This window comes from Bradyrhizobium sp. USDA 3650, from assembly GCF_054057395.1.
Window position 1 is genome coordinate 1,291,736 of record NZ_JBSRZG010000001.1, and the last position, 16,923, is coordinate 1,308,658.

At 62.0% G+C, this 16,923-nt stretch carries 14 protein-coding genes and 2 pseudogenes; 6 read left to right on the forward strand and 10 right to left on the reverse strand.

The window, feature by feature from the left end:
• Positions 1 to 19 precede the first annotated feature (19 nt).
• Together ACVIN2_RS06385 and ppk2 are read left to right on the forward strand one after the other, a co-directional pair.
• Positions 20 to 472 (forward strand): hypothetical protein, encoded by a 453-nt coding sequence (locus ACVIN2_RS06385; protein WP_456764927.1) that lies wholly within the window; start codon positions 20 to 22, stop codon positions 470 to 472.
• 36 nt (positions 473 to 508) lie between these two features.
• Positions 509 to 1,310, forward strand: a pseudogene (gene ppk2, locus ACVIN2_RS06390) (polyphosphate kinase 2).
• A gap of 96 nt (positions 1,311 to 1,406) precedes the next feature.
• On the opposite strand, the gene ACVIN2_RS06395 reads toward ppk2, so the two are convergent.
• From ACVIN2_RS06395 to ACVIN2_RS06420, 6 genes and pseudogenes are all read right to left on the reverse strand, one after another.
• The gene (locus ACVIN2_RS06395; RefSeq protein WP_456764928.1) at positions 1,407 to 1,874 is read right to left on the reverse strand and encodes a hypothetical protein; all 468 of its coding nucleotides are present in this window, start codon (positions 1,872 to 1,874) and stop codon (positions 1,407 to 1,409) included.
• A gap of 174 nt (positions 1,875 to 2,048) precedes the next feature.
• Positions 2,049 to 2,486: a hypothetical protein gene (locus ACVIN2_RS06400; RefSeq protein WP_085351231.1), complete on the reverse strand. Its 438-nt coding sequence runs from the start codon at positions 2,484 to 2,486 to the stop codon at positions 2,049 to 2,051.
• Positions 2,487 to 2,517: 31 nt separating this feature from the next.
• The gene (locus tag ACVIN2_RS06405) at positions 2,518 to 4,218 is read right to left on the reverse strand and encodes an aspartate:alanine exchanger family transporter (RefSeq protein ID WP_456764929.1); all 1,701 of its coding nucleotides are present in this window, start codon (positions 4,216 to 4,218) and stop codon (positions 2,518 to 2,520) included.
• Between the two features lie 14 nt (positions 4,219 to 4,232).
• Positions 4,233 to 6,987 (reverse strand): annotated as a pseudogene (locus tag ACVIN2_RS06410) (decarboxylase).
• 169 nt (positions 6,988 to 7,156) lie between these two features.
• Complete coding sequence (locus tag ACVIN2_RS06415) at positions 7,157 to 8,875, reverse strand: SulP family inorganic anion transporter (RefSeq protein ID WP_456764930.1); 1,719 nt, start codon at positions 8,873 to 8,875, stop codon at positions 7,157 to 7,159.
• Entirely contained in the window at positions 8,875 to 9,549 is a 675-nt protein-coding gene (locus ACVIN2_RS06420) for a YoaK family protein (protein WP_456764931.1), read from the reverse strand. The genes ACVIN2_RS06415 and ACVIN2_RS06420 overlap by 1 nt, the downstream gene beginning before the upstream one ends.
• Positions 9,550 to 9,679: 130 nt before the next feature.
• Here ACVIN2_RS06420 and aspT point away from each other — a divergent pair, with 130 nt between their 5' ends.
• Genes aspT through ACVIN2_RS06435 form a run of 3 tightly spaced genes read left to right on the forward strand, consistent with a single transcriptional unit; the run spans position 9,680 to position 12,906 of the window.
• A complete protein-coding gene (aspT, locus tag ACVIN2_RS06425; RefSeq protein WP_456764932.1) occupies positions 9,680 to 11,368 on the forward strand; it encodes an aspartate-alanine antiporter in 1,689 nt (562 codons plus the stop codon).
• A gap of 56 nt (positions 11,369 to 11,424) precedes the next feature.
• Entirely contained in the window at positions 11,425 to 12,267 is an 843-nt protein-coding gene (locus ACVIN2_RS06430) for an alpha/beta hydrolase family protein (protein WP_456769660.1), read from the forward strand.
• Positions 12,268 to 12,294: 27 nt separating this feature from the next.
• Complete coding sequence (locus tag ACVIN2_RS06435; protein WP_456764933.1) at positions 12,295 to 12,906, forward strand: invasion associated locus B family protein; 612 nt, start codon at positions 12,295 to 12,297, stop codon at positions 12,904 to 12,906.
• A 12-nt stretch (positions 12,907 to 12,918) separates the two neighbouring features.
• On the opposite strand, the gene ACVIN2_RS06440 is transcribed toward ACVIN2_RS06435, so the two are convergent.
• Both ACVIN2_RS06440 and ACVIN2_RS06445 read right to left on the reverse strand, forming a co-directional pair.
• Positions 12,919 to 13,293, reverse strand: coding sequence for a response regulator (locus ACVIN2_RS06440; protein ID WP_456764934.1), 375 nt, complete (start codon positions 13,291 to 13,293; stop codon positions 12,919 to 12,921).
• A 197-nt stretch (positions 13,294 to 13,490) separates the two neighbouring features.
• The gene (locus tag ACVIN2_RS06445; RefSeq protein ID WP_456764935.1) at positions 13,491 to 14,114 is read right to left on the reverse strand and encodes a response regulator transcription factor; all 624 of its coding nucleotides are present in this window, start codon (positions 14,112 to 14,114) and stop codon (positions 13,491 to 13,493) included.
• A 318-nt stretch (positions 14,115 to 14,432) separates the two neighbouring features.
• On the opposite strand from ACVIN2_RS06445, the gene ACVIN2_RS06450 reads away from it, so the two are divergent.
• A complete protein-coding gene (locus ACVIN2_RS06450) occupies positions 14,433 to 15,116 on the forward strand; it encodes a helix-turn-helix domain-containing protein (RefSeq protein WP_456764936.1) in 684 nt (227 codons plus the stop codon).
• On the opposite strand, the gene ACVIN2_RS06455 is transcribed toward ACVIN2_RS06450, so the two are convergent.
• Together ACVIN2_RS06455 and ACVIN2_RS06460 are read right to left on the reverse strand one after the other, a co-directional pair.
• Entirely contained in the window at positions 15,094 to 15,552 is a 459-nt protein-coding gene (locus tag ACVIN2_RS06455; protein ID WP_106947023.1) for a potassium channel family protein, read from the reverse strand. The two genes, ACVIN2_RS06450 and ACVIN2_RS06455, sit on opposite strands and share 23 nt — an antisense overlap.
• Positions 15,553 to 15,656: 104 nt before the next feature.
• On the reverse strand, positions 15,657 to 16,865 hold the full coding sequence (locus ACVIN2_RS06460; RefSeq protein ID WP_456764937.1) for an acetate/propionate family kinase: 1,209 nt from the start codon (positions 16,863 to 16,865) through the stop codon (positions 15,657 to 15,659).
• Between the last annotated feature and the right edge of the window lie 58 nt (positions 16,866 to 16,923).

Sequence of the window (16,923 nt, forward strand, 5' to 3'; positions counted from 1 at the left end):
AGCCAGGAACGCACCAATCATGCCCGGCATCGATGAGCTCATTCCCAACGCACTGCATATTCGCAAGGAAGCTGCGCTCGAGGAAGCCAGAAAGGCCGAGGAATATGTTCGCCTCGCCGCCGCGGCCGAAGCCGAGAAACGCGCTCTGATCGAACGGCTGAGCAAACCGTCTGGCAAATCCGAGGAGGAGAAAATCAAGCTCGCCTCGACCATCATCCAGCGCGCGGTTCGCAACGGCCTGACCGAAGTGCAGGTCTATCGCTTCCCGAATACGCTGTGCACGGACAGGGGCCGTGCGATCAACCAGATGGAGGCGGGCTGGGAGAAAACGCTGACGGGAATTCCAAAAGAGATCTTCGAACTCTGGACCGAATACCTCAAGCCGCGCGGCTATCGCATCGGCTACCAGGTCGTCGACTTTCCTGACGGCGTCCCCGGCGACATCGGCGTCATCATTTCGTGGGGCGACTGATCACGTTTCGGCCGAGTTAAGAGAAGGCGGAGCGGCATGGCAAAGGACGAAGCCTCAGAGCGGATGAAGCGCAAGGACTACGAGAAGGAGCTCGAAAAGCTCCAGATCGAGCTTTGCCATCTCCAGGATTATGTAAAGGAAAACAAGCTTCGGGTCATCGTCCTGTTCGAAGGCCGCGATGCGGCCGGCAAGGGCGGCACGATCAAGGCGATCACAGAAAAGGTCAGCCCGCGCGTATTCCGGGTGGTGGCGCTGCCGGCGCCATCGGATCGCGAAAAGACGCAGCTTTTTTTCCAGCGCTACATGAAGCAGTTTCCGGCCGGCGGCGAGATCGTGATCTTCGACCGGAGCTGGTACAACCGCGCCGGCGTCGAATATGTCATGGGATTCTGCTCGCCCGCCGAGCACGATCGTTTCCTGTCGCTCTGCCCGCAGGTGGAAAAGTACGCCATCGACGGCGGCATCATCCTGATCAAGATCTGGCTCGAGGTCGGGATGGAGGAGCAAGAGCGCCGCTTCAACGCCCGCATCGACGATCCGGTGCGGCAATGGAAGCTGAGCCCGATGGACCTCGAATCCTTCAAGCGCTGGTATGATTATTCGCGCGCGCGCGACCTGATGCTCAAGAAGACGAGCACGAAAGACGCGCCTTGGTACATCATTCGCTCCGACGACAAGCGGCGGGCGCGGCTGAACTGTATCGCGCACATCCTGGAGGCTATCCCGCACAAGCGGATCAAGAAGGACAAGGGTGAAGCTGCCGAAGCGTTCCGACAAAGGACGCTACAATGATCAAGCGGTCCTGCGCGGGATGAACTTCGTCGCCGAACGCTATTGACGAGGTGATCGGCCGCACGGCCAGCGCGGTCCGATCGTTGACGGTCAGATCGATGCTGCCGACGGACTTCGCTGGGCCCGTCAGCAGCGGATTCTTTCAATACGGGTACTGATTGGGACAGACCCAGTTGCCGTACGTGTCCTGATAACAACCATTGTTGTAGTTGTTATTGTAGTACCCGTAGGCGCCCGCCGCGGCCGCACCGACGGCAGCAGCGCCGTAAGCCGCACCTCGATAGCCATATCGCGGATAGCCTCCAGGATAACCGGCGACGGGGCGGCCGGGACGGCCCGCAACGGGGTAACCAGGACGACCCGGACGACCGGCGATCGGATGGCTCGGCCGCGGACCTCCTGCGTAATGGCGTCCGCCTCCGCCATGGATCCGCCCCGCGTGAACGGCGCCGCCACGATAGCCACCGCCATGAAAACCTCCGGCGCGCATGCCCCCTCCGCCTCCGCGATAGCCACCACCGCCGCCCCGGCGGGCGTAGGCGTCATCTGGAATGAGCGTGGCTGTGAGAAGAACGAAGGCCGCAGCGAGAGCGAGAAGATAACGAAGCATGGCATGTCCTCCCTCGATATGGGTGCCGTGATCCGCTTCGACGATGCCTCGCGGAACGCGGTTGGCACCCGACCTGGCACTGATTTGCGGCCGCTTCCCCGACTTACGTGCATGAGAAAAGCAGCCGCCATTCAGCTAGAGCGCCGCGACCGCCGAAGCGGCGCGACTGCGGCTCTACCGCTTCAAAGCTATCGTCACGCCCCCCACAGCGGCTGACAGCTCGGCACCGACCTTCGGCCCGCTAAGCTGCAGAATCACGCCGTTGCCGTTTTGCAGCTGAACGGCACCTGCGCCGGCGGCGATGGCACCGCCCGCACCGCCGACAGCGTAGGAGCCTTCGAGCGACTCCGGCCCCCTCAGGTTGAGGGCACGACCGACCAACTTGGTGGTCGAAGCGCCGATGGTGAAGCCGACGCTCATGCCCGAGACGGTGAAGGGGTATTTGTGGCCGCGATACAGCAGAACGCCCTCGCCCCCACCGACGCCAACGATGAAGCCACCCTTGGTGAAGACAACGGCAACTTGGCCGGTCTCTGCCCGCGACGGCGTGCTGAAGCCGGCGACGCCTGCCAGCGAAGCGACCAGGGCGGCATAGATAGCGACTTTTCTCATGACTTTTCTTTCCTCTGGTTGTGACGCCGAGCTATTGAGCCAGGATCATTGCGAAATAGCCGAACACGGTGAGCAGAATGCCCGACACGGCGTAGCCGACCGGGAATCCGATCCAGGGCACGGAGCTCTGGATTTCCACCGCGGCTTCGCGGCACGGACCGGAGTGCGACCGCGCACCGGCGACGCCGCCCATCAACACGGCCGGGTTGATCTTGAAGACGTGGAAGCCGATCGCCCAGACGATGAACGGCGGTATCGTGCAGGCAATGAAGCCGGCAACGAAGATCTTCAGCGCCACGGCCCCGGTCAGCTGCGCCAGTAGTCCGGCGCCGGCATTGATGCCGACGATGGCGACGAAGACCACGAGGCCGAGATCCTCCAGCACGTTGCGCGCCGCGTTCGGCGTATTGCCGAAGAAGCGCAGCCGCGAGACCAGCGACGAGACGATCACGCCGGACAGCAACAATCCGCCGGCATTGCCAAGGCCGATCTTGGCGCCGAAGGCTGGAAATTCGATCATCCCGATCAGGAAGCCGATGATCATGCCGGCGGCGAGCGTCAACAGGTCGGTCGAGGTGTTGGTCCGCGCAATGCGTCCCCACATGTCGCCGAGCTCGTTGACAGCCGACTTGATGCCGACCACCGAGACGATGTCCATCCGCTGCAACTCGGTCTTGAGACCGGCCGGAATCTGCACGCCGCCACGTTCGACCTTGGTGACCTGCAGCTGGCCGGCGATGGCCGTATCGCGGAAGGATTCAAAGGTCCGCCCGGCCATCTCCTTGTTGGTGACGAGGATGTCCGCCTGATCCATGGGAATGCCGAGCGCCTTGGCGTCGGCGACCTCCGGCCCGAGCAGGCCCATCTTGTCGGTCAGATGTTCGGTCGAGCCGCCGAGCGCGACGACGTCGCCCTTTTGCAGGACGAATTCGGGATCGGCACCCTGCGGTTCTCCGCCGCGCGCTACGTTGACGATGCGGTATTCGGGATTCATCACACGGAATTTGGCAATGCTCATGCCGACCTGGGCCGGATTATCGAGCCGGTAGGCACGCAGGCCGAATTGCCGGTAACCGGTCAGGCCACCACCCTCGAGGTCCTTGACGCCAAACTCCTGCTCGTATTGCTTGGCAGCCGCCTTGGCATCGACGCCCCACCAGCGCGGCAAGTATTTGCAGATCAGGATGATGCCGACGGTACCCCAAATATAAGTAATGCCGTAGGACAGCGCGATCATGCCCGACGCGTCCTCGGGCTTCATGCCTTCGGGAAGCTTCACGACGCCCGAGGTGATGGCCTGCTCAGCCGAGCCAATCGCAGCGGACATGGTCTGCGATCCTGCCAGCATGCCGCCGGCAGCACCAATTGGCAGCGCAAAGAGCTTCGAAAGCATAACGACAAGCGCCAGACCGAGCACGCTCGACACCAGCGCCAGGATGCAGAACTTGAGACCATCGCCCTTCAGGCTGTTGATGAAGGACGGTCCCACACGTAAGCCGACGCCATACATGAACAAATAGTAGAACAGGCTCTTGGCGAACGCGTTCAGCTCAAGCTTCACGCCGTAGACCGACGCCCAAACCGAAAGGGCTGCGCCCACCACGATGGCGCCGGCGACCATGCCGAGGCCGTAACCCTTGATGCTGGCCCGGCCGATCCAGACGGCGAGGCCGACGACGAAGAACAGCAACAGAAACGGGTTCTGCTGCAAGAACGTGAAAAAGCTCTGCATATCCGTCCCCTTTATTACGATGCCGCCTTTAGCTTCGGCGCGGCGCCCGGCTTGGGCCGCCCAATCTTCGCCAGGGCCTCGGCACGCACGAGCTTCAGCCCTTCCTTGGCGTCGTAGCCGTGGATTTCCTTCACATCGAGCTTGCGCATGAAGTCGATGGTTTCCTGGGTGATGACCTGCCCCGGCACCATGATCGGGAAGCCGGGCGGATACGGGATCACGAAACTGGCAGAGACGAGGTCGGGACCGGCCTTGAGGCGACGGTCGATCTCGGAATCGCCGAGCCGGATATATTCGCATCCCGCCGCATCATAGGCCGAGTAGAAGCCGCTACGAATGTCGCCCTCGTTGGTCCTGGTGCCGGCATCGCCACGGAAACTGTCGTGGAACTGCGAGAAGTTCGGCAGGTCGGGCACATCGGTCATCAGGCTCTTGACCCGCGCCTCGAAGGTCTTCTTCGCATTGGCGCCGCCCTGAACCAACCCGCGGTCGACCTCTCCCGCGATCTCGGCCAGTACCCTCACCAGATGTGCGACGTCGCTGCGGGTGTTGTTGATGTTCGACTGGAACAACACCGAGTTGCGCGATGTCTTGTTGATCTGGATATTGTAGTCGTTGGCGAGGATGCCCTTGAACTGCGTACCGTCGTAACCTGCGGTGCCGCACACCAAGGTCATACGGGTCGGATCCAGGCAGAACTCGTCGTCGTCCAGGCTCTTCAGGATGTTCGCCCAGTTCATGCCAGTTGCGAGATAGTCGGTGAAGCCGCTCTGGCGATATTGCGCCGGCACCATCGCGTCCGCGCCGAGAATCCGGAAGTATTTCGAGATCAGCGGATTGCCGTTGACCGCCCTGCGGATCGCGAACGCGATTTCGATCGCGTTGGCGACGAGACCGTAGCCCTCAAGCTCCATCTGGCGCCGCGAGACATCGAGGCTGGCGATGAGCTGCTGGTTGGGGCTGGTCGACGCGTGCGTGAACACCGCTTCCTTGAACTGCTGCTCGACGGTGTGGAATTCGACGTCCTTGACCGACAGCATCGAACCCTGCCGGATCGCCGACATCGACTTGTGGGTCGAGTTGGTCTGATAGACGCGCAAACGGATCTGGCGCGGATCCGGGATCAGACGAGTCTTGAGCAGCACCTCGTCCGAGGGGGTCTTGCCGAGGTCGGCCTGCTGCTTCTCGTAAGCCGCGACCGATTTCGGATCATGCATCCAGGTCTCGATCTCGTTGGCGGCGCCCATCGCGGTCCGTCGCCGCAGGAACGGAGAGAAGCGCGCGAAGCCGAACCAGGCTTCGTCCCACAGGAAGATTAAATCTGGCTTGATCGCGAGACATTCCTCCATCACCCGGCGGGTGTTGTAGATATGGCCATCAAAGGTGCAGTTGGTCAGGTCCAGCATCTTGACGCGGTCCAGCCGGCCGTCGGCCCTCGCGTTCAAGAGGGCCTGCTTGATGGTCTTCAGCGGCACCGCGCCATACATCGAATATTCCGTCATCGGGGAACGCTTCGACATAGATCGGCTGGGCGCCGGCCAGCACCATGCCGTAGTGGTGCGATTTGTGACAGTTGCGATCGACGATCGCGATGTCGCCTGGCCCGAGCAGCGCCTGCACCGCCATCTTGTTGGATGTCGAGGTGCCGTTGGTCACGAAGAACACGCGATCGGCGCCAAGCGCCCGCGCCGCCTTGTCCTGTGCTTTCTTGATGGTGCCGGTCGGCTCCAGCAGGCTGTCGAGGCCGCCGGTGGTCGCGCTGCTTTCGGCCAGGAACAGGTTCAAGCCGTAGAACTCGCCCATATCGCGGATCCAGTCCGACCTGAAGACAGATTTGCCGCGAGCGATCGGCAGCGCATGGAACGTCCCGATCGGGCGTTGCGCGTATTTCTTGAGATTGTCGAAGAACGGCGTATCGAAGCGATCCTGGATCCCTTCGAGGATGGAGAGATGGAGTTCGAGGAGCTCTTCGATGGAGTAGAATATCCGCCGAACCACATTGGCCTCGGGGTTCCCCGCCATTTCCTCCACGTCGCGATTCGACATCAGATAAAGGTCGAGTTCGGGGCGCACCCGCTTGATGATGTGTGCGAGCCGGAGAGCGGACGCGTCCGACTCGTCATTGATGCCCGCGGCGGCGGTCATGGTGCGCAATACCGGCGCGTCGTGACGCGAGCGCAGCCCGAACCCTTCGTTGATGACGACGGCGGCGATATTGGGGTTGAGCATCGTCGCGCAGAAGGCGTCTTCAAGACTGCCGACGATCACCGGTTCATAGACGAAAGAATCCACCGGCCGGCGCAGCTTGCGCCATTCGGCGGCGAGCGCCGGCCACTTCTCGGAGGAGACGCCGGTGACGACCAGCGTTTCGAAATAGGGTCGCCGGGCTGCATGTGAGCCGAAACTCGAGGACACGAGCTCGGGTGCATCGCCACTGCCGTCGTCCTTGGGATCCCAATCGCCGGCATGTTGGCGGAAGGATCTTGTCATCAGGGCCTGCGTAATCCGCGTCGCAAGACCAAGTGAACCCGCCGCATCCCCAGCCGACGCCGCCTCCCTCAACGCTGCCATCAATTGCAGGCCGGGATAGCCGTGAAACTCTTCTATGACGGAGAGATCGGCGAGCGCCGCATCGTACTTCGCGCGGTCGCCCCCGCGCGCCCATACCTTGGCCGCTTCGACCAGATCGCGCCAGTCGTCCGCCCGTCCGCCGGGCCCGGAAATGAACTGATCGATGCGCTTTTCTGCAGCCTTGGCGTCCTTGGACATGTCTCTCTCCGGATCTTTTTGCGACGTCTCGGCCGGGATCGTGGTGCCCGCTCACGTCGGTCTATTGATCCAAGTCAACGGACGCGCATCTTGAAGAAGGTGCGATGCACCTCGCGATGCAATATCGCCAAAGTGGCTGCCGGCGTCCGGTTTCGGGCGGGAGATCGGATCAGAGCTGGCTGGGCAATAGCGATATCGGATCAGACGATTGCTTGTTCTCACCGAGCACGTCGTCGACCGAGCGAAGCCAAGCCGCACTGTCGGTCTTTTCCGCCAATCCCTCAGCCCGCAGCAGATCGCGCAATTGTGCGTGCGCGCCGACAATGCAGAAGGCGATATGCGCCGAGGCGAGTTTGTCGTAAAGGTCGTGCAACATGCGCGCCCCAGCCAGATCGATGTACGGCGACGCGGAGAGATCGCAGACCACCAATCTGACATCGGCTGACTTCAGCAAGGCATCCGACACTGTTTCCAGGATTGTTTCGGCATTGATGTAAAGCAGCGAGGCTTCCGGTCGAAAGGCGATGATGCCGACCAATGGCTCGACCCCTTCGTGCCTCGCATCGTCGGAGTAACGGCCGGTACCCGGGAGGCGACCGAGGAAAGCGACGTTCGGGCGTGAAGCTCGCGCCAGGAGGAGGACGATCGAAGCGACCGCCGCGAGCAGGACGCCCTGCAGGATCCCCAGGAGCAACACGGATAGGAGGGCAATTGTCGCAGCGTAAAAGTCGATGCGGCTGACTTGCCACATCCGCAACAGCGCGCGGATGTCCACCAGCCGGTAGACGGCGGCAAAGACGATCGCCGCAAGCACCGCCTTTGGCAGATTCGTCAAAAGCCCCGTGAAGAACAGCAGGCATAGCGCAAGCGTTGCCGAGCAGATCACCAGGGCCAACGGCGTGCGCGCCCCGGCATTGTCGTTGACCGCAGACTGCGACAGTCCCCCGGCCACGGGATAGCCGTGGCCGAAGGCGGTGACGAGGTTCGCCGCGCCCAGCCCCAAAAACTCCTGGCGAACATCGAGGGCATAGCCGTGCTTGGCAGCAAAGCTGCGGGCGGCGGAGACGCCTTCGATATAGGCCAGCAGCACGCATCCTGCAGCCAGCGGGAACAGTTCGTCCGGCTCCAATAGACCAAAGCTGGGTAATCCAAACGCCGGCAATCCCTCCGGAATTTTGCCGGTCACCGGCACGCCAAGCAACGGAAAGCCAAGCAGTGTCGCCAGCATGATCGATAGCGCCATGATCGTGAGCCCGACCGGCCGTCCCGGCAGCCGCCGCTCTCCCACCAGCAGGAACAAGAGCGCGATGGCTCCGATCGCCAGAACCAGCCAATTGACGCCGCCGAGCTGGCCGGCGAGCTTGATGGCGCGATCGAAGAAATTGTGACCGCCTCCGGCGACTCCGAATAGGCTCGGCAACTGGCTCATCATGATGGTAAGTCCCGCGCCGGCCTTGAAGCCGACCAGGATACTGTCGCTCACCAGGCGGACGAGAACGCTGAGCTTGAACAGCCACGCGATCAGACAAAGCAGCGCCACCGCGCAGGCGGCCAGGCTTGCGATCTCGGCGTATTTCGCCGCGTCTCCGCCGGCCAGCGTCCCGACGGTCGCCGCAATCATCAGCGAGATCGCCGAGGTCGGACCTATTGCAAGCTGGCGCGACGACCCCAGCAGCGCATAGCCGATGCCGCCGAGCATATAGCCGTAGATGCCGATTTGGGGCGGCAGGCCCGCCAGCGTGGCATAGGCCAGCGACACCGGAATGGCGTAAGCCGCAAGCGTAATGCCGGCGATGGCGTCCGAACGCAGCCAGGCGCGGTGATACTGCGCCAGCCAGGTTGCGGGCGGAAACAGGAGGAGCCAGCGCCATTTCCGCCCGGAAGACATCAGAGCCTGCCCTCCTCGCTTGAGACTTCGCAGAGCAACAGCACGACCAGCAGTGCGATCACGGGGAGACCGAGCGCCAGATTTGGGATTTGCTTGGTCGCGAAGGCGCCCACAGCCGCCCCTAGACCAAAGGTGACGCATAAGGTGGCGAAAATGCCGGGGGGACGGAGCGTCCCATTGCCGGAGGCCGCAGCGAACAGCCCTTCAATCGCCTGCCGCATGTTGCCCGTGATCATGACGGAGCTGTAGAGCACGCCCTCGACCCTCGTGAAGACCGCGCTCTGCACGGCGGCGACGAAGGAAATGCCGAGTGTTCCGGCGAGATCCGGCAAGCGGTTGTGCAGGATGGCGATGGTGACCAGCAGCAGGATTTCGATCAGTGTGCTGATGGCACTGGCGCGCTGTCGCGCTGCCCGGCGCAGCCATGACGCGACGCCAATGCCGACCGCGAACGCAAGGATCGGTGGGACGAAGTGGAGCGCTTTCGCCCAGTCGCCGATCGATCCATAAACCCACAGCAGCACGAGATTTGCAGTCTGGGCGTTAGCCATGACGCCGTGCATGATCCACGTATAGGCGTCGAGATAGCCGCCCGCGAACGCCAGCAACAGCGCGACTGGCACCGTTTCGTCGCGGCGTATCGACGAAGCAACGGCGGTATCCATCGTGCTCATGTCCCAACGTCGGCTTTGGAATCCTGCGGGTCAACAGGGAGCGACTGGCCGACCGCGAGGATTGATCTGGATCAAGCATCGCCGGCTATCACCAACCAGATTTGGTGCAAATGGCTGGAGGGCCTGCACCATGAGCACGGTCAGATGGATCATCTCCGCCGCTCCGGAAATCTTTCTGCTGCTGTCCGTCGCGCTCGGCACCATTCTTGGCCGCGTCCGGATTCGCGGTTTTTCGATCGGCACCACCGCGTGCACGCTCATCGTTGCCGTTCTGATCGGGCAGCTTGGCACCTTCACGTTTCCGTCCCTGCTCAGGGTCATTCTCTTCAGCCTGTTCGTGTTCACGATCGGCTACCGGTCCGGACCCGAGTTCTTTGCCTCGTTGAGCATCCGGACCCTAGCGCAGGTTGCGCTCGCACTCGTGCTTGGCGGCACCGGCCTCGTCATCGTTCTCGTATTTGCCCATGTGTTCGCGCTCGGTCCCGGCACCGCTTCCGGTCTTGCTGCGGGAGCCCTGACACAGTCGTCGGTCATCGGCACCGCGTCTGGCGCACTAGCTCAGCTCGGACTCCCCAAAGAGTTGCTGCAGCAGCAGGACGCCAATATCGCCGCCGGCTACGCCGTCACCTACGTGCTCGGCTATATCCTCACACTCCTGTACGTGCCGTTTGTCGCGCCGAAATTGATGCGGATCGATCTGAAAGCGGAAGCTGCAAAGCTCGAGGCGGAGCTTTCAGGTGGCAACCCGCCACAAACTGAGAATCTGCATTATCGCAAATTCCAGGCCCGCGCCTATCGAGTGTCGGCCGCGGCCGGTCGGACCGTCGGCGCCGTTGAAGACGAGATCGGCAGCCGCAGCGTGATCGAGCGGATCGTGCGCCAGGGCGCTGACGTCGAGCCGCATCGCGACACGGTGCTTGAAGCGAGCGACGACATCGTCATCGCGGGTCGCACGGCGGCCATTGTCGCCGCAAAGCCGATCGTTGGCACAGAAATCGATGCCGATGAGATCCTGAAGGCTCTTCCAGGCAATGTGGTCGACGTCCTCGTTGACAATCGCAAGCTCCACGGCCGCTCCGTCAAGGACATGGCCGACCGTGTCGGCGACGCCGCGCGCGGCGTGTTCCTGCGCACCTTGACGCGGATGGGACGCGAGGTCCCCCTGAGCGCCGACACCCGCGTCTATGTCGGTGACGTCATGACCTTGGTCGGCAGCACCCGCAACATCGAGCGCGCCGCCTCGCAGGTTGGACAGATCCTGAGCTCCGAAGACCGCACCGACATCGCATTCCTTGCCGCAGGCATCGCCGTGGGTCTGCTCGCCGGTCTCGCGAGCGTCAAGATCGGCTCAGTGCCCCTGACTCTGGGCGGCGGCGGCGGTGCCTTGATAGCGGGACTTTTCTGCGGCTGGCTACGCTCGCGCCGGCCGACGATGGGTGCAATGCCGCCCGCCGCGCAGCAAACGCTGAGCGACCTCGGGCTCGGCGGCTTCATCGCCGCGATCGGGCTCGGCAACGGCCACGCGGCCTGGGTCGCAATCCAGTCGCACGGCATGCTGCTGGTGGGCATGGGCCTGGTGGTCACGCTGGTGCCGCTGATCGTGACGACCCTATTTGCCCATCGCGTGCTCCGCATGAACCCCGTGATCATCTGCGGCGCCCTGGCCGGGGCCATGACGGTCGACGCAGCCGTGACCGGCGCCTGCGAAGTTGCAGAAAGCCAGACGCCGGTGCTCGGAGTCGCGGTGCCCTACGCTGTCGGCAACGTCGTCCTGACCGTGCTTGGCCCCATCATCGTCGCCAGCACTTTCGCCGGTTGAAGGAGGCGCGCGTGAATCTCCGCCATGCTTCAACAGCGACCTACCTGGCAGGAGCACTGAGCATCTTGGCCTGCTTTCTTGCCCCTGTACGCGCCGACGACAATGTTCGGATCCAGGAAGAGGTTTGGGCCCTGCCACTCCCGCTGCCGATGTTCGCCTATGTAGTGCGGCCCGTCGGCGACGGCCCCTTCCCGCTGGCGATCATGAACCATGGCGTGTCGCTCAAGCCCGTCGATCGCAGCTTCTTCCCGCTGGTGGAGTTCCGCGACGCCGCCAAGTGGTTTGCCAGGCGCGGCTACCTCGTGGTGGCACCCGTCGGCACCGGCTACGGTGCAGCCGCCATCGACATTCCAGAGCACGGTCTCTACGGGCCGTTCTTCTCCAAGGTCGGAAGCTGTACTAGTCCCAACTTTCACGACGCCGGACGTGCCGTTGCGCAAGTCGATCTCTGGATCATCGACTACATGGTGGCCGAGAAACGCGTTCTGCCGAAGGACGTGATCGTCATCGGACAGTCCGCGGGCGGTTGGGCTTCCATTGCCCTCTCGAGCGCAAACCCGCCGCAGGTGAAGGCAATCATCACCTTCGCCGCTGGACGCGGCGGCCGCGTCGACGGCAAACCCAACAACAATTGCGCACCGGACAAGCTGGTCGAAGCGACTGCCGATTTCGGCCGAACCTCGCGAGTGCCAATGCTGTGGTTCTATATCGAGAATGACACATTTTTTGGCCCGGCCTTGTCGAAGCGCATGCACGACGCTTTCACCGCTGCCGGCGGCAGGGCCGAATATCATCTGATGCCCCCCTTTGGCAACGAAGGGCACTTCTTCATCGGCTCGCCCGATACGATCCCGACGTGGTCGCCGCTCGTTGAACAGTTCCTCGACGCACAGAAATAGCCGCAGTGACCGGAAGGACACGCATCCATGATCAACGCCGCCCCAACACCATGGCTCAGGCCTTTGCGCGCCTGCCTGTTGATTTTTATCGCGACGGCTATTGGCGGACCGGCTTCAGCCCAGAACGCGGCAGCCCAAAACCTGCCGCGGGAGGCACAGCCCGCCAAAATCGCGCCTCGCGGACAGCGCGAAGCCAAGGACATCACCTATGGCGACTGGCGGAAGCTTTGCGTCAAGCCCGGCGGCGCGCCGATGCTGTGTCGGACCTCGATCACCGGCAAGTTTGCAACGGGGCAGATGGCGGTGCGCGTCGACCTGATCGAACGTGACGGCGACCGCACTGCCCGGCTGCAAGTGTTCGTCCCCGTCGGGATGTATCTGCAACGGCCTGCCAAGCTGACCGTCGATCAGGGAATTTCCCGGTCGTTGCCCTACACCTGGTGCCTGAGCAATGCCTGTATCGCCGCTGACGCCGCCGATCCCAAATTCATCGAGGACATGGAAGCCGGCAAGGCGCTGGTGCTCGAGGTCACCGATTCCAACCTTTTGTCTCTGACAACATCGCTGCCGCTGGCGAAGTTTGGTTCGGTTCACAACGGCGCGCCCGCACAGACCCTGGAGCAGGACATCGAGGAGTGAGCAGCGGCGGGGTCAGCCATGGTCGGCGCAGGCGCGTTCGATGGAATCGATGAGTGCGCTTGCTGCGAAGGGCTTGGCCAGATAGGCGGCGCACCCGGACTGAATCGCGGCAGCCTGATTTGCCTGGCAGTCGTTGCCGGTAATGTAGATGATCGGGACACTGGCACACTCGGCCGCGAGCCTGCCGCGGAGTGAGATACCCGACTCCCCGTTCAGATTGATATCCAGAACGATGCAGCACGCCTCTTCGATGCAGCCATAACTAAGCAGCGCTGCGGCCGAATCAAAAGCAACAGCATCAAAGCCGTGCTTTCGAAGCAGCCGCTCCAAGCTTCGGCGCATTGATAAATCATCATCCACGACGTAAATCGGCTTACGTGCAAACAATGGACCCGTCTTTCTGATTGGAAACCTGGCCCTCGCGTCGCAACGACGCTACGTGGTAAAAGTTCCTGTGCTAATCTGACGGCCAACGACGCAGGTATGTAGGCGGCCCAGGGCGAATTATGTCAATAACATTTCATATTGTCCCATCGTACAGGTCCGATCGCGGACCTGACGAAGTAACGACGCCGGCCTGAGGTTCACACCTTTGCCGAATCCAGAAGGCCGAGCCGCTCGGCAGCGGACACCAGTTCGGCAAACGATAGTACCTGCATCTTTGTCATTACTTGGTGGCGGTGCGCTTTCACCGTGCGTTCGGTCGTTCCGAGCTCATAGGCGATCTGCTTGTTGATTTTGCCGCGCACGATCAGGTCGAACACTTGTCGTTCGCGCCGCGACAGAGACGTCAAGCGAGAACGAAGCGAATCGAGCTTGCTCTGTTGGCTCCGCGCCACCTCCTGTTGAGCCATTGCCCGCTCTATCGCATCGATCAACTGCTCAGACGATACCGGCTTGATAAGGACATCCTCCGCGCCGGCCTTGATGGCACGAACCGTCGTCGCGGTATCGGCATGTCCGGTCAGGAAGACGATCGGCAGCGGCGAACGGCGTTGGACGAGCGAGCTTTGCAACTCCGGCCCGCTCAGGCCAGGAAGCTGCACATCAAGCAAGATACATCCCGGATGGTCGGACCCTGGCGGATCATCCAGCAACTGCTGGGCGGACGCGTAGGTCACAACTTCATACCCAGCCAGTTTGAGCCGACGCTGAATCGCCGTCCGGAAGGATGCATCGTCGTCCACGACATATACGAAGCCGGACAAGTTTTTTCCCCTCGATGGGTACTTCAAATGCAGAAAGACCAGACGTGCCGTCGATGCCTGAGCAAAGCAGCCCAATTGGGATGCCACAACCGGGAACGAAGCGTCCGCTGTCGGCATATTGCCGCATCATCTGACAGACACTCTGACGGGTTCTCAGTCAGCGCATCGAACCCCTCCTGTACCTTGGTACAATGCACCTACAGACAATGGTTGAAAACCCCAATTATCGCCTAAACAACCTTCGCGGGAAGCGGATTTTCGGCGGCTCCTTATTCCCGCGATGGAAATACCGCGTCACCATTAGTTCGGGAGTTGGCCATGTTCGTTCGCACCGCTGCCGACGCCTCCTCGCGGCTTCATTCGCTCCGTGAGCTGGGGTTAAACACCGATTCGAATCCGATCATCAGTCTAAACGAATTTACCTATAAGAAGGGCTCCGAAGTCTACGGTGAAAAGGAGCCCGCAGAGTACGTCTATCAGGTGAAGAAGGGCGCGGTGCGGAGCTACAAGCTGCTGTCGGACGGCCGACGCCAGATCGGCGCATTTCATCTTGCGGGCGACATCTTCGGGCTGGAAAACGGCAGCGCGCACAGGTTCACGACGGAAGCGATCGTCGACACCACGGTTCGTTTGGTGAGGCGCCAAAGTCTCGAGCTGGTCGCGCAGGACGACGCCGTGGTGGCTCGTAACCTGCTGAGCATGACTACGACCAACCTTCAGCATGCGGAAGACCACATGCTGCTGCTCGGCCGCAAGACTTCGCTGGAGCGGGTCGCAGCCTTCCTGATTGAGATGGACAAGCGGCTGACCGCCGCCGGGATCATGGCGCTGCCGATGTCGCGGCGTGATATCGCCGACTATCTCGGATTAACGCTGGAAACCGTCTCCCGCGCACTATCGCGGTTGCATGAGCTCGGTATCCTCGGCTTCATCGGAAACACTCAGCGCCAGATCGTGCTGCTGGACAGGCTAAAGCTCGCTAGCCTCGATCTCCAGAACTAGACTTAGGCGCCGCAATCGCCGCGAGATGTTCAACCGTCTTGCGCAGCACCTCGAAAAGAACCGCGGTCGACCAACCAAACATCAGGATGCCGTTCATTGCTGTCATAGGTCCGGTCAGCCGCCAGCCCGCCACGGGCGTGATGTCCCCATAGCCGAGCGTGGTGTAGTTCACGAAGGTGAAATATAGCAGATCGCTCCCCGGAGGCGCCGCGCCGACCGTCGCATAGGCGAGCGCCCAAATGAGAACCTCGACGGTGTGCGCGACCATCAAAATGACAGCAGTGGTGACCATCACGGCCATCAGGTGCGACCGGGGCCGCGCCGTATGCTTCAAGCCAGCGGTACGAGCGATGTCGATGGCCGCAACGGTCACCAGCGCATGAATCATGATGTTGATCACGCTGATCAAGGTACCGAGTAGGAATTGGACCGCCATTGCGCACTCCTAGCGCGGACATCGAAGAAGTCGTCCGGTGATCCGGCAAGCGCCGACCACCAAAGCTCTCTACGTTTGACTGCAACCCCGATCAAGGAGAACGATCACGATGCCCCCTTTGACGCTGTCGAGCTGCTGTTCATCAGCAGCGCCAATGTGTGTCTCGCGATCATGAGATCCACGTCGGACGGCACGACGTAAACCGGAATGCGGCTCGCCGAAGACGATATCAGCTGCGATTGCCGCGCGTTCTGCGCCACATCAAGCTTGACACCGAGCCATGCGAGCCGCTCCGCCACGCGCAAACGGATCGACGCGGAGCTTTCGCCGATCCCGGCGGTGAAGACGAACGCATCGAGCCCCTGCAACGCAGCTGAGAGCATACCGGCGTTAAGGCCGACCCAGTGAACGAAATAGTCGATCGCAAATTTCGCGTTGACATCTTCACTTGCCTCGAGCTGACGGATATCGCCGCTGAGACCCGAGAGGCCGTTCAACCCGCAATCTCCGTGAAGAAACTCCTGCACCTTGGACGCCGCCATTCCCTTCTCCGAGATGAGATAAAGCACAACTCCGGCGTCGATCTGCCCTGGTCGCGCTTCCATCGGCAGTCCGTCAATCGCGGTGAAACCCATGGTGCTCTCGACGCTCAATCCTCCGTGAAGCGCGCACATTGATGCGCCGCTCCCGAGATGCGCGACGATCACGCGTCGCATCGCGATTTCCGGCGCAATTCTCAGCAAGGTCTTCGAGATGTATTCGTAGGAGAGGCCATGAAATCCATAGCGCCGTACGCCCTCGGCATGAAGCCCACGAGGGATCGCGTAGTGGTCGGCCACGGCGGCATGGGTTCGATGAAATGCGGTCTCGAAGCAGGCGACCTGCAGGAGCGTTGGGAAGTCAGCCAGGATCGCTCGTATGGGCGCCAGATTGTGCGGCAGATGAAGCGGCGCCAACGCCGTCAGTCCTTCCAGGCGAGCCAGCATCCCCTGATCAATCAGGACCGGCCGGTCATGCTCCGTACCTCCGTGCACGACGCGGTGCCCGACGGCGATGGGGCTGATATGAAGCTCATCCCGCAACCAGGCGCCTGCAATGTTCAGTGCGGCCGGAATATCCGGCACTGCTTCGATCGGATAGGCGCGATTGGCAAGCGGATCGCCGCCGGCACTGCTCGCCTCCAGTCGCGGGCAACGCCCGATGCCGTCGATCCGCCCCTTGATCTGCTGCCGTAGGCTTCCTTCTCCTTCGACCGAATAGATACGGAACCTGAGGTGGGAAGAGCCGGCATTGATGACAAGGATGGTATCCATGGCGCTCACGTCGCCCTCGTTGGAGCATGCCGAAGCCCTGCATCAACACCGGCGGCCA